Consider the following 21,241-nt stretch of genomic DNA (forward strand, 5'->3'; position numbering starts at 1 on the left):
CGCCAGTTCAACCAGAGGCACAATGTCCGAAGCGCAACACTTTAAAGATTATCACCGCGAAACGCGTATCTTCTGGGCACGCTTGGCGGTAATGTCTTCGGTGATGTTGGTGCTGATCGGCGTGCTGGTTTATCGCTACCACCACTTGCAGATTGTGCAGTATCTGGACTATGCCACCCAGTCTGATCGCAACCGCGTCCATATCCAGCCCATCCCACCAACCCGCGGTTTGATCTATGACCGCAACGGTATTCTGCTGGCGGAGAACCGCCCGAGCTACACCTTATCGGTTGTGCGTGAGCGAGCGGGCGACCTGGAAGAAACACTCACCTACCTGCAAACCCTCGTCGATATCCGCGCGACTGACCTGGAAAAATTCTACAAGCTGATGCACCAACGCCGTCGACCCTTCGAGCCGGTGCCCCTGCGCTACAACCTCAGCGAGGAGGAACTGGCCAGTCTTGCGGTGAATGAATTCCGCCTGGAAGGGGTGGAGATTGATGCGCAATTGGTTCGCCACTATCCCCAGGGTGAACTGTTTGCACACACAGTCGGTTATGTCGGACGCATCAGTGAAGCGGAGCTGGGCAATTTCGATGAAGAGCAATACCGCCGTTACAGCGGTACCCACTCAATCGGCAAGACCGGATTGGAGCGGCATTACGAAGATATTTTATTAGGCGAAGTGGGTAACCAGAACGTTGAAACCAACGCTCGCGGCCGCGTACAGCGGGTCCTTGAGCGGGTAGATCCCAAGCCCGGCGGCGATCTTCACTTATACCTTGATGTGCGCATGCAGCAAACAGCGGTTGCCGCCCTGGCCGGTCGTCGTGGAGCGGTAGTGGCGATCGAGGTCAAAAGCGGTGGTGTACTGGCCGCGGTGAGTATTCCCAGTTACGACCCTAATTTATTCGTGACCGGTATCAGCTTTGCGGATTACCGCAGTCTCAACGAATCCCTCGATATGCCGCTTTATAACCGCTTTATCCAGGGCGTTTATCCGCCGGGGTCAACCATCAAGCCCATGATTGGCCTGGCGGGTCTGGATACCGGCTTCACCGATGTGAGTCGCACCATCAGTGACCCGGGCTTCTTTCGTCTGCCTAACACCGAATGGATCTGGCGTGACTGGAAGCGGGGTGGACACGGCAGTCGCGTTAACCTGAAACAGGCGATCTCTGAATCCTGTGATACCTATTTCTGGGACTTGGGGAATCGCATGGGTATTGATCGCCTGTCCGAATTTGGTAGCCATTTCGGATTGGGGGAGTTGACGCAGATCGATATCCCTAATGAGCGTCGCGGCGTCTGGCCGTCGCGCGAGTGGAAACGCGGAGCCAAAGGTCAGGCCTGGTATCCGGGTGACACCATCAATATGGCCATTGGCCAAGGCTATGTGCTGACATCGCCCATGCAGCTGGCAGTTATGACAGCGACCCTGGCTCATCGCGGTGTACGCATCCGCCCGCAGATGGTGGAGCGCGCCAATGGTGAGTTTTTGGCTCCCATCATTGAGGATCGCTTTGATGTTGCTGAATCCCACTGGGATGCCGTCTTTGATGGTATGGCGGAGGTAATGCACGGTTTGCGCGGCACCGCGCGTGCGGCGGGCGCGGATGCGGACTATCGTATGGCGGGTAAATCGGGTACCGCGCAGGTTGTCGGTATTGCGCAAGGTGAGAAGTATGACAGTGAAGCACTCAAGGAGCGCCATCGTGACCACGCCTTGTTTGTCGCTTTTGCGCCGTTGGAAGACCCGCAAATTGCAGTGGCGGTGATTGTTGAAAATGCGGAGGGCGGTTCCAGCCAGGCCGGGCCGGTGGCGCGCAAGATGATGGATGCGTTTTTACGCGGCAAATATCTGGTGCCGGAACAACCTGAAGAGTCGGTGGAAGCATCCGCCTCAGTGCGTAGCCACGCTACGTCTCAGCCGTTGGCACGGCGTTCAATTAACGCAGGCGGAGTTAACGAGCTATGAGCGGTCAGGATTTTCTCCGTCGTTTACCCAGAACCGGCTTCAGCCTTGGTCGCCGTGAAGCCATCCAGCAACGCTTGCATATTGATTTCCTGCTGTTGTTCCTACTCCTGGCGCTTACCGCAGTAGGCATGTCTGTGCTCTACAGTGCCAGCGGTGAAAGTATGGTTACCCTGCGCCGTCAGGGGACATTTTTCCTGATTGCCTACGCGGCAATGTTCACGGTGGCTCAGATACCCGTTGGTTTTATGCGGCGCATGGCGCCCTGGGCATATGCCGCCGGCGTCATTCTGTTGATTCTTGTGCTCGTGGTCGGCGTCGGCGCCAAAGGTGCACAACGCTGGTTGAGTCTTGGTGGTTTCCGCTTTCAGCCGTCGGAAATCATGAAGCTGGCCATGCCGGTGATGATTGCAGCCTATCTCAGCAAACGCTTTCTGCCGCCCGGTATCAAGCATGTCTTTCTGGCCTTGCTATTAATTGCTATCCCGACGGCCCTGATTATCGATCAGCCGGATTTAGGTACCTCCATTCTGGTCGCCGTCTCGGGCATTGTGGTGTTGTTTTTTGCCGGGTTGCGCTGGGGTTATATCATCCTGGCCGGCATAATCTTTGCCGCCAGTTTATGGCCAATCTGGCATTTCATGATGCATGATTATCAGCGCCAGCGGGTGTTAACCTTGCTGAATCCCGAGGCGGATCGCCTCGGCGCTGGCTGGAATATCATCCAGTCCAAGACCGCTATCGGGTCGGGTGGATTGTCAGGTAAGGGCTGGCTTGAAGGGACGCAGTCGCGACTGGATTTCCTGCCGGAAGGGCACACCGACTTCATTATTGCCGTCATGGCTGAAGAATTCGGTTTGCTGGGCGTGTTGATGTTGTTGGGGGTTTATATCCTGATCATCATGCGCGGCATGATGATCGCGCTCAATGCCCAGGACAGTTTTGGCCGACTGTTGGCAGCGAGTATTACGACAACATTTTTTGTGTACGTGTTTGTGAATATGGGTATGGTGTCCGGCCTGTTGCCGGTGGTGGGGGTGCCCTTGCCGCTGATCAGCCAGGGCGGAACGGCTATCGTGACCTTGATGGCAGGCTTCGGCATCCTCATGGCCATTGCTACCGAACGCAAGCGGGTTATGACACCGCAGAAAAATAAATAGGCCGACAATCATCGGTTGCTGTAAGTGACCAGCCACAGCATGAGTATCAGCGCGAAAGAGGTTTAATAATGACGCGAGTCAAAGCGGTAGAGGGTTTTGCAGTCAGGCATTTGGGTAGACCCGGTTATCCCACCCTAGGCAAAGCCATCAGCCTGTTAATCGGTTGTGTGGTATTGGGGTGTGCGACGACGGGCTCGGCGGATTACAGCGATCATGCCGAAACCCAGGGCTTTATCGATGAGATGGTCCGCGATCATGGCTTTGAGCCTGAACCCTTGCGTCAATGGTTGGGGCAGGCGGAGAAAAAACAGAACATTCTCGATGCAATCTCCCGTCCGGCCGAAAAAACCAAAACCTGGAAAGAATACCGTCCGATCTTCATTGTCCCCGCACGCATTGAAAACGGTGTGAAATTCTGGCGGGATAACCGTGCTGCCCTGACGCGGGCTGAACGTGAGTTCGGTGTGCCGGCGGAATATATTGTGGCCATCATCGGGGTGGAGACCAACTACGGTAAAAACACCGGCAGTCATCGTGTTATCGATGCTCTCACCACACTGGCGTTTGACTATCCGCCCCGCGCACCTTTTTTTCGCAAGGAACTCCAGAACTACTTTCTCCTGACCCGCGAACAGAAACAGGACCCCATGGCGTTCACCGGTTCGTACGCCGGTGCCATGGGCTATGGCCAATTTATGCCGTCCAGCTATCGCGCCTATGCGGTGGATTTTGACGGTGACGGTTTTACGGATATCTGGAACAACACCACAGATGCCATCGGCAGCGTGGCCAATTACTTCAAACAACACGGTTGGCAAGGCGGTAAGCCGGTGGTCAGTCGCGTGCGGCCGGAGAGTGATACCAGCAAAGACAGCTTCAATGACATCAATCCGCCGACGGTAACGGTAGGCGAATGGCAAAAGCGCGGTTATCAACCTATCAGCGCTTTACCGGTGGATGCCAAGGCCCTGATCCTGAAACTCGACGGACAACATGGTGAAGAATATTGGCTCGGTCTACAAAATTTCTATGTCATTACCCGTTATAACCGCAGTCATTTGTATTCCATGGCCGTACATCAATTGAGTCAACTGATTAAAGAAAAAATGGAGTCCGGCCAATGAGTTCTGCCATGCGTTTGTTGATTCTGGGTTTGGTTGGTCTGCTGTTATTTGCCTGTACGCCCATCAAACCTTATCCATCATCTACTCCCAAACAACCGGATTTCGACGATATCAAGGACAGTGGTCCGGAACGCGAGATTGATACTTCCCATGTGCCCGATGCAGTCCCGCGCCATGAAGCGCGCACCATGGCAGGCAATAAAAATCCATACACGGTGTTGGGTAAAACTTACTACTTGCTGGAGGATGAAAGCTCCTACAAAGAGCGTGGCAGAGCCTCCTGGTACGGTAAAAAATTTCACGGCAGACGCACATCGAATGGCGAAATCTACGATATGTATGCCATGACGGCAGCTCACAAAACCCTGCCCATCCCATCTTATGTGCGCGTGACCAATATCCAGAATGGCAGGAGTACTGTGGTGCGGGTGAATGATCGGGGTCCGTTCCACAGTGACCGCATTATTGACCTGAGTTACGCCGCCGCGCAGCGCCTCGGTATTCTCAACGCCGGCACCGGGATGGTTGATGTAGAGATTGTCCTGCCGGATGATGCACCGCCTGCACCTTTGAAAGCCAACGCCACGAATAATGTGATAGCAGGCAGTAAACTGCCTGCCAATACGCATCTGCAAATCGGTGCCTTTAGCTCTGAGGCCAGTGCAAAACAATTTGCCGCGCAAGTGTCCGGTCATTTGACTTATCCGGTGATCATCAGCCGCAATCAAACGGGCAAACCAATTTTTCGCGTGCGAGTAGGCCCCATTACCGATGCGCGGGATTTACAGCAAGTGCGTCTCGACATAAAAAAATTGAATATTCCTGAAGCACACGTTGTCTACGAATGACGCCGCTGCCGTTACGCTTTTTGTTGTGCAACATTTTGTATTAGCTGAAACAAAACTTGTGCGGCGGCAGACGAAAAATCCGGTCGCTAACTGGTACAATTCGCCAGTTTTTTTGAACCCATAACAGCGAGTGATTTTGTTCCCATGTTAAAAACGTTATTTACCAGTGCATTGTTATTGCTGGCTAGCGATACGCTGCTGGCTCAATCCGCGCCCACACCGAATGCACCCAGCCAGCAAGTCATTATTCCCTCTCCACCGCAACTCGCTGCGACCGGCTACTTATTGATGGACGCCGATACCGGCACAGTGATCGTTGAGCATAATGCCGATGAACGCTTACCCCCGGCGAGTCTCACCAAGATGATGTCGAGTTACATCGTTTCGGAAGAAATTGAAAATGGCCGTATCGGCGAAAAAGATATGGTTAATATCAGCGTCAAAGCCTGGCGCATGGGCGGCTCCAAGATGTTTATCCGCGAAGGCACCCAGGTATCGGTCGAGGATTTATTACTCGGTGTGATTGTGCAATCCGGCAACGATGCAACGGTGGCGTTGGCTGAATATGTCTCTGGCAGTGAAGATGCCTTTGTGGATGTCATGAACCAGAAAGCCGCGTTGATGGGTATGAACAGCACCCATTTCGAAAACTCCACCGGCTGGCCCGCTGAAGGCCATCTGACCACTGCTCGTGATTTGGGCATTCTGGCGCGCGCGATCATTAATGATCACCCGGCCCATTACGCACTGTATAAAGAAAAATATTTTGTCTGGAATGATATTCGCCAGCCGAATCGCAACCTCTTGTTATTTCGCGACGAAACGGTGGACGGTTTGAAAACCGGTCACACCGAGGAAGCGGGCTATTGCCTGGTGGCGTCGGCGAAGCGGGATGGTATGCGTTTAATCTCGGTGGTCATGGGTACCACCAGCGAGAATGCCCGCGCGGCGGAATCGCAAAAACTGCTGGCCTATGGGTTCCGCTATTACGAAACGCTCTCGCTCTATAATGCCGGCACTGAGCTCAGTAAAACCCGCATTTGGGGCGGCAAAAGTGATGAAGTGGGGCTGGGCATTGCGGAAGATATCAAGCTAACCCTGCCGCGCGGTCGCCAGCAGGATCTGCAAGCCAATATGCACATCAATGACGTTATCAAGGCGCCTATTGAGGCGGGTCAGGCATTGGGCAAGGTCACGATTGAACTGGATGGTGAAGTACAGGCGGAGGCGGATCTGATTGCCTTGCAGCCGGTTGAGCAAGCAGGCTTCTTTGCTCGTATATGGGACAGCATCAAGCTGTTCTTCCGCAATTTGTTTAGCTAACCCCGCTTATTCAGCGCCCGCCAAAACGGGCGCTTTACCCACTCCCTCGTAGAAACCGTCCTCGCGTGCTTTTTTTTGAATTAGTCGACGTGATCATATTTTTCGTCGCGCAAACCCGCCGATTTACGTCTAGAATTTCTGGCATCCGTTACAACATTCTGTGACGGAGCAAACCCATTCTTATTATCAAGGAGATGCTCATGGAAGCTACTCAAAATCCCTATCAAACACCGGAAGGTCAATTGACTGTCGATGGCCAAGGTTACGGTGAAATTGATTTTTTCTCACCCGCTTGCCGGATCGGTCGGTTACGTTATCTCGCCCATGGCTTTTTATTCGGCTTGGTTGCCTATGTAGCAATCTTGGTGGTTGTTGTGATCATGAGCGCAGTACTGGCTGCGGTTGGTATGGAAGGCGGGCCTGTTGCAGGCGTTATCGTCATTGTCTCCATGATTCTTTATCTGCTATTAATGGCTGGCTTTTTTATTTTTATGATCCAACGCCTGCATGATTTGAATAAAAGCGGTTGGTTGAGCCTTCTTGCTATCGTGCCTTTGGTAAATCTCTTTTTCGCCTTCTACCTGATTTTTGCGCGCGGTACCGAAGGGGCTAATAACTATGGATTAGCACCGCCACCCAATAAGACCTGGCACTGGATTGTAGGTTTGATTGGTCCTGTGTTCTTTGCGATTGCGATGGTCGGCATTATGGCTGCCGTGGCGATTCCCGCATATCAGGATTATGTCGAGCGAGCGGAGCAGGCGGCTGAGGATGCACAAACTCAATATGGTGATGAGCTTCAATACCAGGATGAGGCTGGTGACGAGGATACATCAGACTATTCAGATTACGCTGACGAAGAATAACCTGCTTCAAGTGAAAGCCGCCTTCGATGAGGGCGGTTTTCATCGCAATACCTTTATAAAACGCCCGCGCCTTTAATCTCCAGATAACTGTTCGCCACCCGCACCGCCAATTCTTTTGCCGTGCAGTCCAGGGTATACACCCCGGAAGCGGTCAATTTTTTCTGCACTTCACGGCGACTGCTCAGATACTGCTGTACCCCGGCATAGCTGATGGCTTCGTCGAGGTTGGTTACCGGGCGTTGTTCCAGTTGATCGAGAATTTCTTCGCGAATATTGGCGATCATCACCAGATGGCGTTTCTTCAACAGGTTTACCGCCAATAACAATTCATTCACATCTTCATCGCGGGAGTTGGTGACCAGAATCACCAGCGAGCGTTTTTGTTGCAACAGGGCGAGTTTTTCGGCAGCTGCGGTGTAATCCGGTGCGCATTGCCCGGCTTGCAGATCGTACATGCCGTTAAGCAGATTCTTGATTCGCTCCACACCTTTTTGCGCTGGAATCCAACGGTTGACCTCGCCAAAACTCATCACACTGACGCTGTCACCCTGGCGCAAGGCGATGTAGCTCACCAGCAGCATCGCGTTCAGTGAGTGATCGAAATGGCTGAGCTCGTCATCCTTGGCGCGCATACGGCGGCCGCTGTCCACCAGCAATACAATCTGCTGATCCCGTTCGTCCTGGTATTCGCGGGAGATGAGTTTCTGACGGCGGGACGTGGCTTTCCAATCGAGTTGCCGCAAGCTGTCGCCGAGGCGATATTCACGCAGTTGCTGGAACTCCAGACCCGTGCCGCGACGGGGTTTGCGTTTGATGCCGATCTGGCTGGTGTGGTTGTCTGTGGCCAGGATGGTGTAAGCCGCAATGGCCATAAAATCCGGATAGACCTTCACGTTACTGGCGGTGCCGCTGCGGTACTGGACTTGCCAGAAACCCAGGGGGCTGGGAATTTGCAGATAAGCTGGCTCGATAGCCAAAGGCCCGCGCTCCAGCGGCCGCAGGTTGTAACTGACCTGACTGGTGCGACCGGGCAGGAGTTCGAGGAATAGGGGCAGGTTTTGCAGTTCGGCGTTGGCGGGCACGCCGTCAAATACCTGCACCCGCACAGCCCGGTTAAATTGGTGGCGTAAATGCAGGGTGACACTGGCCCATTTATCGACCGCCAGATTGCCTGCGACTTCTCGCTCAATGTCGATCCCGGGTAACTGGCGCGACATCATGTAATCCACCCCCACCACAATCAGACCGGCCAACAGCACCGCTCCGCCGGATTCCAGACTGTTACCCAGAGCGAAATAGCTGTTCACGAAGGCCAGTATGAAGGCGACGATGGCCAGCAAGAGCAACCCGCCGTAAAGACGTTTGCTCGGTATCCAGCGGCGGCGGCTCCAGTGGTGTGGTTTCATGGGTGGTCTCGGTCGCTAAGCGGTGTTTGGTGGTTTCCTTGATACAGGGTGTCGGATTACGCCTTTGGCTAATCCGACCTACTAATGTCGAGGCGCCTCGACGTGTTGCATGACTGAGTGCAGCACCCGGTCGGCATCCACGCCTTCGATGGCCAGTTCCGGCGATAGCAGAATGCGGTGGCGCAGGGCGGGCAGGTACATGGTTTTGACATCGTCCGGGGTGACAAAGGTATTGCCTTTGATCAAGGCATAGGCGCGGGCGGCGGCGAGCAGTGCGATACAGGCGCGCGGGCCGGCGCCGCGGGCAATGCCGTTCCACTCGCGGGTGGTGCGCACCAGCTTGACCACGTAATGCAGGATCTGGTCATCCACGGTGATCTGCTCGGCGACCTTTTGCAGGCTCAGGACGTGGGACGGTTTTAGCAGGGTGCGGATATCCTCCAGACCAAAGCCGCCTTGCGCCTGGCCGCTGACATGCCGCAGCATGACTTGCTCATCGCTTTCGCTGGGGTAATCGATCATTACTTTCAGCATAAACCGGTCCAGCTCTGCTTCCGGCAGCGGATAAGTACCTTCTTGCTCCACCGGGTTCTGGGTGGCGAGTACCATAAACGGTTCGCCGGTCTTGAAGGATTCGCCTTCGATGGTGATTTGGCCTTCCTGCATGACTTCCAGCAGCGCTGCCTGGGTTTTGGCTGGTGCACGGTTGATTTCGTCCGCAAGCAATAAGTTGGTAAACACCGGGCCCCGGCGAATCTCGAATTCCTGTTTGGCCATGTTGAACATGGCGTGGCCTGTGACATCGCTGGGCATCAGATCCGGGGTGAACTGCACCCGGGAAAACTGGCCGCCGAAACATTTCGCCAGGCTGCGCACCAGAAGTGTCTTGCCGAGACCGGGTACGCCTTCAATCAACACATGGCCGCGCGCAATCAAGGCGACCAACACCTGCTCAATGATAAGGTCCTGGCCGATCAAGGCTTTCCTGATTTCCTGCAACAGGTTGTTGGCCAGGGCACTGGCTTGCTCCAGGCGGGACTCGCGGGAAATGTCGTCACTCATATACTTTTCCTTATGGTTTGCAGGCAGGCGACTGCCAAGGTGAAATCTTGGGGATGTTGCAAGGTGTTGCTGAACAGCGCCCGGTGCAATTCGGTCGCATTCAGGGAGGTAAGCTGCTGCAGGTGGCTGATCTGTTCCTGCTCGGACCATTGATTGAACTGGGGATAATGTTGGTGCAACAGCTGCCTGACTTCTTCACGCAGGCGCTCAACCAGATAGGGATGCTGCTGACGCCGCCACAGCAACATGGCGCTGGCGTAGATATGTTCTGCCAGACTGCGGCGCCCCTCGGTTTTACGGGTCAGGATGGGTCCGAAGCGGATAGCCTTGGCCCATAACCACAATCCCAAAGCCAGTAGCGCGGCGAGCATGCCGTAAGGGACCGATTGCCAGAGCAGGCTCCACAATGACGGGGCTTCCTGATTGATCAAAAACCACACCTTGCCGTCGTGATCGATTAATTTCCACAGCGCATAGGCATGGTCGTGACAATCGACGCGCTGATTGGTCCAGATCTCGTTGTCGCTGTTGATGATCACCAGACCCTGACCCCATTCGAACTGCGCCAGGTGCAGGCCCCGGTCATCGCCTGACCATCCCTCAGGCTCGTCACCGTAATAATCAAACGCCACGCCGCCGCTGTAATCAATCAACAGGGGCTCGGATTCATCGAAGAAATCAACCGCTTGGGGCTCCAGGTAAAGTGAACAACGGAAGTGGTTGTCGGGCAATTTCTCTTCGTCGGATTCTTCGTCATCGTTGTCCGGGTCGGTCGTGGAGTCCTCGTCGTCCAGAACGTCTTCCGCCTGATCATCCGGCTCGGTGATCTCCTCATCAGCATCATCGGAAGTTGGGTCGTTATCTTCTTCCGTATCCGTATCTTCGTAGTCCCCGACCAGGATGCTGAAGTGATCAAGCAAAGGATCGGTACCGCCACCAGCGCCGATAAACGGGTTGTAGGTGGTGGTGATAACGGTGCCGCCCTGCTCAACCCAAGCGAGCAGGTTGTCCAGGCGCTGGCCGCGCAACATCTTATGGGCGTTAAGCAATACGAGGGTATCCTGCGGACCCACGTGCTCGCCCTGCCAGGCCATATTGTCGAGCATGCCGAAACTGCGCAGGCTTTGGCTGTCCACGCCTTGGTGGGCCAGGAATTGTTTAACGGCGAGAAAGTCATCTTTCAGGGCTTCACGTGAATAACCCAGGTCGATTTCTTCTTCCTTCCAGGTGATATAGCGGCTGGCCCAATAAAGCAGGCCAATGATTACCGCCGCGATAGCCAGAAGAAGCAATTTGTTGGTGGACAACCGTCTAGCCATTGGCACCACCCTCGCTTGCTGGGGCGGGGCGCCACAAGGGATTCCACTGGCGACACAGTTGCTCAGCTATTTCGCTGTCGACTGCTATATGCCCATAGGCCAGGCGCTGCCAGGCTTGGGTCAATTGGTCGAAATAGGCAATGGCCGCGTTGGCGGCCGGTTTATCTTGCGCGTAATCGCGGGCAAGTTGCAGGCATTCACCTTCGGTGTGGCCGTCTTCAATATCCAGTCCGGCGTCGAGCAAGCGGATCAGGCAGGCGCGGTAAAGCAGGGCCAAAGATGCTCGATGCTCCGCCCGATGCCAAAGCTCCAGTGCCGTGGCACTGACATCAGCCGGTAAGGATTCACGACTCAAATCCAGCCCGAAAAGGGTCACCGGGCGAACGCGCTGGGCTGTTTCCGGTACCTGTTGCGGCAGGTAGGCGGCGAGCCAGTGGCGATAGCGAAACACCACCCAGACAATCAAGCCAATCACCCCGGCCCAGAGCAGCAACTCAAGCCAACTGGCCAGCCGTAAGGCATCGGTGAAGCCGCGCAGAATATCCATCAGCCAATCCCATTCGCCTTCCTGGTCGTTCTCTTTTTCTTCATCATCCTGATCCAGAAAGCTGGGATAGCGGAAAATCTCTTTCTGATGAAAATCCTCGCCCGCCAACACGGCGTCGATACCAGCTTTTGCCGATTGGCGATCCAGAGGTTTATGCGCAGTCTCCAGTGCTACCGGCTCTGCTGCCACGTCCTCCTGAGCTTGGGATTCCGACCAGGGCATCAAACCTATGAAGAAGGCAAACACCAGGGCAATAACAGTTTGGCCTTGAGGCTGGGCACGGCGTTTGTTGACGATGCGTTGGAACGCAATGTCGATGTCCCAGGCTTCCAGTTTGATACGGCGGTTCAGGTAAAGCGAAAAACCACAGGCCACGTAAAACGGCGCCACCAGCGAGATCGCCAGATAACCACAGGTATTGGTGAGATAGGCAAACCAGACCGCTTCCTGGCTGGTAAACAGGGACATCCAGTCAATCTCGACCTCGCTGGGCACAAAGGCATAGAGCAAGATCAACATGCCCAGACTTAAAAAGCTCTCAACGTGGACGCCGATGATGGTCAGCCAGGTGGCGGGGTTGGAGTCTTCGCGGTGAAGAATCCCCAGACGTTGCTTACGCCGCTCGCTGCTCAAGCCTTCCAATTGGATAACCGGAAGGTCAAGCGAACGAGTGAAACTGAAGCGCCGCCAGGTGAGGCTCAGAAACCATTGACGTGAAGCTTGAGCGGGAAAGGCTTTTAACGTGCTGCGGGTATCGGGCAGATAACCAAACACCGCCTGGCTGAGGATATGCAGTAACGGTCGCTCGAACAGGGGCTTGAGCCACCAGATGATCACGGTGCTGAGCCATATCCAATCCTGGGGCACCAGATTAAGCAGCAGGAATAACGGCAGGGTTAACAGCAGCCAGACCTTGGTCATGGACCACCACCAGCGGCGTGCCATCAGCAGTCCCAGATCGACTGCCTCCCAGGCGCGACGCGGCCGAATTTCGATGGTTACCTGATCGAGATTCATCTGCCCCCCGACCTGCGGCCACTAAGGGCTAAGTAAGCAATTACTACCAACCAAAGTGCCGCACCAACAAGGTATTTTTGCCAGGCAACCAGAATATTGTTGGATGACCAGAAAGCCTCGATAAATGCCGCAATCACCAGCATGATGATCACCCCATAAACCAGGCGGATGGCGACGTGGCCAGCCTGCTTGAGCGCCTCCAGACGGGTGCGGTTACCCGGATTGAGCAGGTGATAACCCAGCTTCAAACCTGCCGCGCCGGAGATCACAATAGCCGTTAACTCAAAGCTGCCGTGGCCCACCACAAAGGTAAAGAAGGTCTCGGTGTATTCCGCATTGGTCAGGTGGCCGGCCACGGCACCGAACAGCAAACCGTTAAAGACCAAAAAGAAAATCGAGCCCACTCCATACAACAAGCCCGACGCAAAGGTGCGAAACGAAACACCGATGTTATTGCTGATATAAAAGCCGAACATCTGCCAATTGGTGTCAGATTCGCGGGCGCTGCCAAGGGTGCGGTTGGCGGGGTTGTACATCTCCTCGAAGTTGTCCACCTGCTCCGGTGCCATGAGCGTATACACCAGGTCCGGCTGCCACAGGACGGCGAGGAACAGCAACAAGCCGGGGAAGTACAGCAGCGCGGTAGCGGTCCAGAAATAACCTTGCTCCTGACGCACCAGGCGTGGAAAGTCAGTAACGATAAAACGCAGAAATTGCTGGGCTAAAGGCTGTTTGCGACGGTACAGCTGCTGATGACCACGAATCACCAGATCGCCCAGCTTGTCCACCAGATAGCTGCTGTACTGGCGCTCTTTGGCCAAGGCATGGAAGTGGCACAGCTTGCGGTAGAGTGGCGCAAAATCCGCCAGTTGCTCGGCGGTCAGTGAGCCCTTGCGGGCTTCCAGTTGCTCGATCAGCTTTTCCAGCGCCTGCCAGGCGGGTTGGTAAAGTGCTTCAAACTGTCCCTGCTTCATTGGCGGCCCACCATGCTGTTGGCCATTTGCTTGATGGCAATGACGGGCTCATCCGTCTTAAGGACGGGCAGCAGGATCGCGGCCAATTCACTCTGGCGCTCCGGTGATAAACGCTTACTCCGTTCGGCAAAAGCCAGCAATGCCCGTTGTTCATCGGTCGTGAAATCTGCTGGCACGGGTTGACGGCCTTTCACATCAAAATTGGGACCGGGAATGGGATCAGCGTCGTACACCACCAGAGTGCCGGCCACCAGATCGCCGAGGCGTTTGAATTGGGGGTTGAACAGGCTGGTGATAATGCCAGTGAGGTACATCAAGGGCAGAAAATCCACCACCCGTAACAGATTGCGCAGCAGCGAAGGGCCGAAGGTGACCGGGGTGCCATCGTCATTAACCACGCGGATATGGAGGTTTTTCTTTCCCGGTGTGCGCCCCTGGTGCCAGACCTCGAAGTACACCGGGTAAAACCACTCCAGCAAAAAGGCCAGGATCAGCGCAATGCCCATACCCATGCCGCCGAGGAGAGCCAATACGGTAAAGACCACGATATTGGCGACGGTTTTGATCAACATGTCGATCATAAACGCCATGATGCGCACGCCCATACCGGCGGGGGCGAGCGGAAGGGTGGCTCCTTCAGGGGTTTCAAGCGAAAGGCGGGTGTCGAGTATCAAACCTGGGCTTCCATTGTCTCGATAGTCTTATGTGTTTCGGTGCTTTGTTTCTGCGTTCTGTCGCGAAAACTGGCGCATTGCAGAATACCCCATTGTCCCGACTCTGGGTAGCCAATGCCTCACACTCCGCTGCTGGTAGGTGGCTCTGGTATAATCGCCGCACTTTTGTATTTTTCGGTTTGATTGCTATGGCTGACCAACAACCCCCCAAGATTGAATTTCCCTGTCCTGACTATCCCATCAAAGTGCTGGGTGACGCCGGTGATGAGTTGCATAGCCTGGTGATTGAAGTCATGGAGCGCCACGCGCCCGGTTTTGATCAAACGCGTATCACCATCAATGAGAGCAGCAAAGGTCGCTTTCAGTCGATTACGGTATGGATTACCGCCACCGGTGAAGCGCAATTGCATGCGATCCACACGGATCTGCGCACAAAACCCATTACCAAGATGGTGATGTAAGTTGGTGCCAACGCTCGATAATGTAGTTGTGCGCCAATTGGGGCTGCAAGACTATCGCCCGGTGTGGCAGTCGATGACCGACTTCACCAATCAGCGTACGCCGGAAACGCCAGACGAATTATGGTTGGTGGAACACCCCCCGGTATTTACCCAAGGGCAGGCAGGCAAGCCGGAGCATCTATTGTTGCCGGGTGAGATTCCGGTAATCCAGACGGATCGCGGCGGGCAGGTGACGTATCACGGGCCGGGTCAATTGGTGGCTTACCCCTTGCTGGATCTGCGCCGGTTGAAGATGGGGGTGCGCGATCTGGTGTCGGCGATTGAGCAAACCATTGTGGCAACCCTGGCGGTTTATGGGATTGAGGCCTATCCCAAGCCGGATGCGCCGGGTGTGTATGTGGCTGGTGACAAGATCGCTTCCCTGGGGTTGCGCGTGCGGCGCGGGTGCAGTTTTCATGGTCTGGCGTTGAATGTGGATATGGATCTGGAGCCTTTTCAGCGTATCAACCCTTGTGGTTATGAGGGGTTGGCGATGACGCAGATGCGTGATTTATTACCTGAGCCCCCTGTGTTGGCCGAGGTTCAAGACCAATTGGTTATGCAATTTGCACGGAAATTGGGTTATGAAAGTTGTACAATGGCGGCCAATTTAGGTTGACGGGGATCGGGTACAGGCTTGTGAGACACGCCGTGAATCCTTCCCTGGAGGCTTGGCGTCGGCATCCTTGCCGACGACAGTCTCTCAAGCCTGTACCCGATCCCCTCTGCGGTATCGTGGAAATTTTATGAAACAAAGAGATTTTTATGTCTGATTTGCCTCCTGTATCTACCCTTGTTCCTGAGCTGCAACCTGTCAAGCGTACTGAGCGTTACAAGCAGGGTGAGAAGTTGCGCGATGCTGATAAGGTTGAGCGTATTCCGGTGAAGGTGATTGCGAGCGATCGTGATGAGATGCTGCGCAAGCCGGATTGGATTCGTGTGCGTATCCCGGCGTCGCCGGAGGTGGATCGCATCAAGGCTATTCTGCGCAAGAATAAGTTGTCGTCGGTGTGTGAAGAAGCAAATTGCCCTAATCTGGGTGAGTGTTTTAGCGGCGGTACAGCGACCTTTATGATCATGGGTGATATCTGTACCCGTCGCTGCCCCTTTTGCGATGTGGGCCACGGTAAACCTAATCCGCTCGACATCAACGAGCCGCGTCAGCTGGCTGAAGCGATTGCCGAGATGCGTTTGAAGTATGTGGTCATTACGTCAGTGGACCGCGATGATCTGCGCGATGGTGGTGCGCAACATTTTGCAGATTGTATTCGTGAAGCCCGTGCGTTCAGTCCGAATTTGCAAGTGGAAGTGTTGGTGCCGGACTTCCGGGGGCGCATGGAGATTGCGTTGGATATCCTTGAAAAAGAAGCGCCGGATGTTTTTAACCACAATATGGAAACCGTGCCGCGTTTGTATCGCCAGGCCCGCCCCGGTGCTAACTATGAGTGGTCGCTGCAACTGCTGAAAGAATATAAAGCGCGTCGCCCGGATGTGTTGACCAAATCCGGCTTGATGGTCGGCCTGGGTGAAACGAAAGGAGAAATTATCGAAGTCATGCAGCACATGCGCGATCACGATATCGACATGCTCACCATTGGCCAATACCTGCAACCTTCACGCGACCATTTACCGGTAGCACGTTACGTGCATCCAGATGAGTTTGAAGAATACACCCGACTCGCGAACGAGATGGGTTTCAAGCACGCCGCCTGTGGTCCGCTGGTGCGTTCCAGTTATCACGCCGACAAGCAAGCTCACGGTGAAGACATCAAATGGTTTGAAGCCGCCAAAGCGTAATTTGCGAGAAGTAGGTCGGATTAGGCGCACAGCGTCGTAATCCGACTCTCGTCGAGCAATGAAGCAATCCACAATTGGCAACTTTAATAAATAACACCAGCACCGCCCGCGAACCTCACCATCACTTTCCTGTCTGTACATCATTCCCTTCACTTCTTAACCTGCACCTATGCCAATATCTTTAGCTGAAATTACTGTCCAGCCCCTCGCTCATACGCCGGCATTTTTTGCGCAGGTAGCCGCATGGCATCATCAGGAATGCGAGCGACAAGGACTAAAAAGTTCATTGGCGTTACGCCAGCAACGTTTGCAATTGCACATTCAGGGAGAAACCATTCCGCAAACATTGGTTGCCGTTTTACATGGGGAAATTATCGGTTGTGTCAGTTTGGTGAATTACCACAGCAGCGCCCAACAAAAAACGAACGGGAAGAATCTTTCGCCGGTATGGCTGAGTAATTTGTTTGTGCAGGAACAGCATCGCAAACAGGGCGTTGGTAATGTATTAATTGATCACGCGGTTAATTATATGCGAGCAATGGCGATGCAGGAATTGTGGCTGTCGGCAGCCGAGTATACGGAGTTCTATCAAAAGCGCGGCTGGCAAATTTCCCGTCGGACGCGGTTGGGGGGTAGGGTGGTGAATATTATGCGGTTAGAGCTTCATTAGTGTTGGAGGCTGACCATCGTCTTAGGTGATATTTGGACCTGTGGTGCGGCATGGAAATGTGTATTATTATGCGCCTACTCCTTAACTGACAACGCTTTCCCCCTTATTTCCTTCCTGATCGAGTTTTGGGTTTAATAGATTATTGTTAGAGCTGATGATGGCTTGATACCAATGACTCAGCACATACTGGCACTACAATAATTTGCCTGGGATAGGCTGGCTGTCAATAATATAAAGTTCACATCATATGAAGAAATCTCCTGCCGTTTCATGGTTCCGCTGGGTAATTTTATTACTGGTCTGTGTTGGTGCTCATGGTGAAACCGTTAATGTTGTTCCCTCTCCCGCATGGGTGGTGGAAATCCCTGTAAAGACGCCACTGAAAATTCCTGAGGATGATATCAGAGGTGGTATTCATTATTTGTTGATTGACCGTCAGCTAAAGGTGAATGATGCTGATGGCCAAGTCGTTTTCCACCATTATGCGAATTACATTGTCAATCAGTTGGGGCTTGAAAGTAGTTCACAGCTTGATGTTTCCTTTGATCCGGCTTATCAATCATTGTCATTCCACAGAATTGGTATATGGCGTGATGGGAAGTTTCTCGATAAATCCAAAACGGCGAAATACTCACTGCTACAACGTGAGGAAGATTTGGAAAAATTAATTTATGACGGACGACTCAGTGCCAATGTGATTCTGGATGATGTTCGAGTTGGCGATATTATTGATTACAGTTACTCCATCACTGGTGTAAATCCGGTTTATAAAGGTATCTTCTCCTATAGTTTTTACACACAGTGGTCGGTGCCGTTCGATTACCAACATGTCCGCGTTCTGTGGGAGAAATCAACCCCTCTAATTATCAAACAACTCAATCGTGCATCGGAGCAACAATCCAATATCTATGGTGATGGTGTTGAATACATTTTTGAGAATCGTGATCGCAGTGCTCTGCTGGTAAATTCCCAGACGCCGGATTGGTACGATCCTTATGGGCAGGTCTTTTTAACTGATACTCCGGAATGGAAAGATATTGTTAGCTGGGCGTTACCTCTTTATCTTCCCGCTTCTGACCCGGCCAAGGAAATTTCTGAGATTGCAGAGCGTATTCGCTCAGAGCATAAAACGGTGGATGCGCAAATTCATGCTGCACTTGTTTTCGTGCAAGCCGAAATTCGTTATCTGGGGCTTGAGATGGGTGAGAATTCCCACAAGCCTTCTGCGGCAAATGAAACGCTTGCTCGCCGTTATGGTGATTGTAAAGACAAAACAGTACTGCTTATCAGCTTGTTAAAATCGCTGGGAGTTTCTGCGACACCTGCTTTAGTGAATACATCAGCTTACCGGGAAATAGCAAATTATCCTCCAGCAGGAACGGTCTTTGATCATGTGATTGTTCACTTGGAATATCAGGGGAAAAACTGGTGGATTGATCCCACCAGGCAGCATCAGAAAGGAAATCTGACGAATATCTTTCAGCCGGATTACGGGTATGCCTTGCTCATAAAAGAAGGAGTGAATGAGCTTGTACCTATGACGGCTGCCAGGAAGTCCAAGCAAGTTGTTGTTGACGCGTTTGATCTTGATCAGGGTATGTCCGAGCGCGCGGGTTATGTGGTAACCAGTAAGTATTATGGTGAGCAGGGCGATCACCAGCGCTACTCGCTGGCTGACTCAAGCAATACTGAAGTCGCTGAGCAGTATCTTAATTTCTATAAAAAGTACTATGACGGCATCGCTATTAAAGAACCTCTTAAGGTGGTTGACTCAGATGATGCGGATTTTCTTTCTGTTACAGAAACGTATGAAATAAGCAATATCTGGGAAAAGGATAAAGATGGGGATTTTGTAGCCAGTTTTTATGCCAATAGTGTTGACAGTAGCTTAAAGAAAGTAGACGAGACTCGTCGTAACTCCCCCTTTGAGCTTGCATATCCCCATCATGTTGTTCAGGAAATAGAAATTAAGCTACGTGATAAAAACTGGACTTTTGAAGAGGATAGTTTTGTTGAGAAAAATGATTTCTTCTACTTTCGCAGCTCAGTAAAGTTTGATGACTCGGACAACCTGCTACGACTGGTTTATGAATATAGGTCGTTGAGTAACCATGTCCCCGCAGAGAAAATAGATACTTATATAAAAGCTCAAAAACGGGCAGCAGATAATACCAGTTACGAAATATATGAATTCTCTGAGGAGCCTGTAGTTGATTCTGATATTTATTTTTATCTGATTGCTGTGCTATACGCGCTCCTCGTGATTTTCGTCTTAATTAATTGGTATAGAGACAGTGACCGAAAGCTCTTTTACGATGTGGCGGTCTTTTATCCGATTTCTGTGGTTAAAGTCATTACGTTATTGTTTTTTACCCTTGGAACATATAGTTGCTATTGGTTTTACCGTAATTGGTCATATATCAAGCGAAAGGATCAGCGTAATATTTCTCCATTTTGGCGTGCTGTTTTTGAATCATTTTGGTTTTATCCTATTGCCTATAGAATTGCCAATAGTGACGAACCGAAGCAGCAAAATATGCCTCGTTCCGCATGGATTTTAGGCGTATTTGCGGTTCTGTACTTTATCAGTGCTTTACTCATGGATAAATTTATACTCATCGGCTTGGCGCTAGGTAGCGCACTGCTTGTTATTTTGGTTCGTCAGGTCAACGCTTATCAGCAATCTTCTGCGGAAATTTATTCTCACCATTCACGCTGGAAGTTGCGACACTTTTTACTGCTGATAGCTTTTTCTCCGCTTTTTCTCTTGGCATTTGGTCAGGAGCTGCGTCTTTTGCCTGCCGACAAAGTGGTTGCGGGCGATTATCTGCTGCAACGCGACCTCAAATTCATGCAGCGTAATAATATTATTGCCGCAAATGATAAGCTTATTTATTTTTACAGCGATGACAGTTTTAGTATTCGCAGCGACGGTAACGGTTTGACGGAGCAAGGGGTGTTTTCATACTGGGAAGGTGATGATGGTGAGTTATATCGAGAAACAGCCAAGTTCTTTGAAATGCAAAAAATAGAATTCTCAAAAGGGAGTTATGGTGTCAACTCTATACTTACCGTATATCGCGAGGATGGCAGTGATTTTCTACTTTATCTGACGACTGAAGAAAGTGGTGATGAGGAATTTGAAAAAGAGCTGAGAAAGCGCTGGGGTGATGCACGACTACTTCATGAAAAAGAATTGGCATTCTCCGAAGATGCTACCGTGATGAAGTTGGAGCTTAAAGCAATAAAGCACGGTATTGAACAGATAATCCATAAAGCATTGATTAAAAATGATCAAGCATCTCAGAGATTGTTGGCGGAGCTTTACAGTCGTGGGCTTATGGTTCAGCAAAACATTCATCGTGCTATTTATTTTTATGAGCTGGCGTATCGTCAAGGGAATATGTCGTCTGGCGCTGATTTGGCATGGCATCTGGCGATAATGAGCCACGGCTCAGGCGCATTGGAACGTGCGGAGGAGATAGCAACAGAGCTGTTGGAAAAAGATGGGGGTGCCAGAGCCCGAGAAGTTCTTGCCGCAGTATATGCAGCGAATGGAGAATTTGCGCGTGCAATAGTTGAGCAGCAGCGAGCGGTCGCGCTAGTTGATGATAAAAATAAAGCAATCGCTAAAAGAAGATTGTCAGTTTATCAAGCGTCACAACCATGGACGGAGGTTTGGTCTGTCGATACTGTAGCTGGTTCAGAGATGTTGCCTTTGGTACGACAAGCCCCTCATTATCCATTGGCGGCGTTGCAAAAGAAGGTTGAAGGAAACATTGTCTTTCAATTTGATGTCATGGCCGATGGCTCTGTCGCTAACATTGCCGTTGAGTCGGAAGAGCCTGAAGGTTATTTTGAAGCAGCGGGTAGAGAAGCATTACAGAAATTTATTTATATTCCTCAGATGTCTAACGGCGTTGCTATTGACACAAAGGACGTCAAGAATAAATTCACTTTCACGCTTACCGATTAGAAA

17 protein-coding genes are annotated in these 21,241 nt (G+C 52.3%); 11 read left to right on the forward strand and 6 right to left on the reverse strand.

Annotation, left to right across the window (positions count from 1 at the left end; all coding sequences use genetic code 11):
• Window positions 1–22 precede the first annotated feature (22 nt).
• The 6 genes from mrdA to CBR65_RS19070 all read left to right on the forward strand — a co-directional run bounded on the left by mrdA (window position 23) and on the right by CBR65_RS19070 (window position 7,296).
• A complete protein-coding gene (mrdA, locus tag CBR65_RS19045) occupies window positions 23–1,978 on the forward strand; it encodes a penicillin-binding protein 2 (RefSeq protein ID WP_087468319.1) in 1,956 nt (651 codons plus the stop codon).
• A complete protein-coding gene (gene rodA, locus CBR65_RS19050; protein ID WP_087468320.1) occupies window positions 1,975–3,135 on the forward strand; it encodes a rod shape-determining protein RodA in 1,161 nt (386 codons plus the stop codon). The genes mrdA and rodA overlap by 4 nt, the downstream gene beginning before the upstream one ends.
• Before the next feature lie 68 nt (window positions 3,136–3,203).
• Window positions 3,204–4,259 (forward strand): lytic murein transglycosylase B, encoded by a 1,056-nt coding sequence (gene mltB / locus CBR65_RS19055; RefSeq protein WP_087468321.1) that lies wholly within the window; start codon window positions 3,204–3,206, stop codon window positions 4,257–4,259.
• Complete coding sequence (locus CBR65_RS19060) at window positions 4,256–5,107, forward strand: septal ring lytic transglycosylase RlpA family protein (RefSeq protein WP_087468322.1); 852 nt, start codon at window positions 4,256–4,258, stop codon at window positions 5,105–5,107. Before mltB ends, CBR65_RS19060 begins: the two co-directional genes overlap by 4 nt.
• Window positions 5,108–5,251: 144 nt before the next feature.
• Entirely contained in the window at window positions 5,252–6,430 is a 1,179-nt protein-coding gene (locus CBR65_RS19065) for a D-alanyl-D-alanine carboxypeptidase family protein (protein ID WP_087468323.1), read from the forward strand.
• Window positions 6,431–6,630: 200 nt separating this feature from the next.
• Entirely contained in the window at window positions 6,631–7,296 is a 666-nt protein-coding gene (locus tag CBR65_RS19070) for a DUF805 domain-containing protein (protein WP_157672157.1), read from the forward strand.
• Window positions 7,297–7,349: 53 nt separating this feature from the next.
• Here CBR65_RS19070 and CBR65_RS19075 read toward each other — a convergent pair whose 3' ends face one another.
• From CBR65_RS19075 to CBR65_RS19100, 6 genes are all read right to left on the reverse strand, one after another.
• The gene (locus CBR65_RS19075; RefSeq protein WP_087468325.1) at window positions 7,350–8,702 is read right to left on the reverse strand and encodes a DUF58 domain-containing protein; all 1,353 of its coding nucleotides are present in this window, start codon (window positions 8,700–8,702) and stop codon (window positions 7,350–7,352) included.
• A gap of 81 nt (window positions 8,703–8,783) precedes the next feature.
• Window positions 8,784–9,764: a MoxR family ATPase gene (locus CBR65_RS19080; protein WP_087468326.1), complete on the reverse strand. Its 981-nt coding sequence runs from the start codon at window positions 9,762–9,764 to the stop codon at window positions 8,784–8,786.
• Window positions 9,761–11,083, reverse strand: a complete 1,323-nt coding sequence (locus tag CBR65_RS19085) for a DUF4350 domain-containing protein (RefSeq protein ID WP_087468327.1) — start codon at window positions 11,081–11,083, stop codon at window positions 9,761–9,763. Before CBR65_RS19085 ends, CBR65_RS19080 begins: the two co-directional genes overlap by 4 nt.
• Window positions 11,076–12,647 carry a DUF4129 domain-containing protein gene (locus CBR65_RS19090; RefSeq protein ID WP_087468328.1) on the reverse strand — a complete coding sequence of 524 codons (1,572 nt, stop codon included), beginning with the start codon at window positions 12,645–12,647 and terminating at the stop codon, window positions 11,076–11,078. The genes CBR65_RS19085 and CBR65_RS19090 overlap by 8 nt, the downstream gene beginning before the upstream one ends.
• The gene (locus CBR65_RS19095) at window positions 12,644–13,621 is read right to left on the reverse strand and encodes a stage II sporulation protein M (RefSeq protein ID WP_087468329.1); all 978 of its coding nucleotides are present in this window, start codon (window positions 13,619–13,621) and stop codon (window positions 12,644–12,646) included. Before CBR65_RS19095 ends, CBR65_RS19090 begins: the two co-directional genes overlap by 4 nt.
• Window positions 13,618–14,295 carry an RDD family protein gene (locus CBR65_RS19100; protein WP_232461254.1) on the reverse strand — a complete coding sequence of 226 codons (678 nt, stop codon included), beginning with the start codon at window positions 14,293–14,295 and terminating at the stop codon, window positions 13,618–13,620. The genes CBR65_RS19095 and CBR65_RS19100 overlap by 4 nt, the downstream gene beginning before the upstream one ends.
• Before the next feature lie 188 nt (window positions 14,296–14,483).
• Between CBR65_RS19100 and CBR65_RS19105 the strand changes: the two genes are divergently transcribed.
• The 5 genes from CBR65_RS19105 (at window position 14,484) to CBR65_RS19125 (ending at window position 21,238) form a co-directional block, all read left to right on the forward strand.
• Entirely contained in the window at window positions 14,484–14,756 is a 273-nt protein-coding gene (locus tag CBR65_RS19105; RefSeq protein WP_087469173.1) for a YbeD family protein, read from the forward strand.
• A 73-nt stretch (window positions 14,757–14,829) separates the two neighbouring features.
• On the forward strand, window positions 14,830–15,414 hold the full coding sequence (gene lipB / locus CBR65_RS19110; protein ID WP_232461453.1) for a lipoyl(octanoyl) transferase LipB: 585 nt from the start codon (window positions 14,830–14,832) through the stop codon (window positions 15,412–15,414).
• A 146-nt stretch (window positions 15,415–15,560) separates the two neighbouring features.
• Entirely contained in the window at window positions 15,561–16,592 is a 1,032-nt protein-coding gene (lipA, locus tag CBR65_RS19115) for a lipoyl synthase (RefSeq protein WP_087468331.1), read from the forward strand.
• A gap of 169 nt (window positions 16,593–16,761) precedes the next feature.
• Window positions 16,762–17,262: a GNAT family N-acetyltransferase gene (locus CBR65_RS19120; protein WP_087468332.1), complete on the forward strand. Its 501-nt coding sequence runs from the start codon at window positions 16,762–16,764 to the stop codon at window positions 17,260–17,262.
• Between the two features lie 247 nt (window positions 17,263–17,509).
• A complete protein-coding gene (locus CBR65_RS19125; RefSeq protein ID WP_087468333.1) occupies window positions 17,510–21,238 on the forward strand; it encodes a TonB family protein in 3,729 nt (1,242 codons plus the stop codon).
• Window positions 21,239–21,241 lie beyond the last annotated feature (3 nt).

The organism is Cellvibrio sp. PSBB006 (genome assembly GCF_002162135.1).
Classification (GTDB): Bacteria; Pseudomonadota; Gammaproteobacteria; order Pseudomonadales; family Cellvibrionaceae; genus Cellvibrio.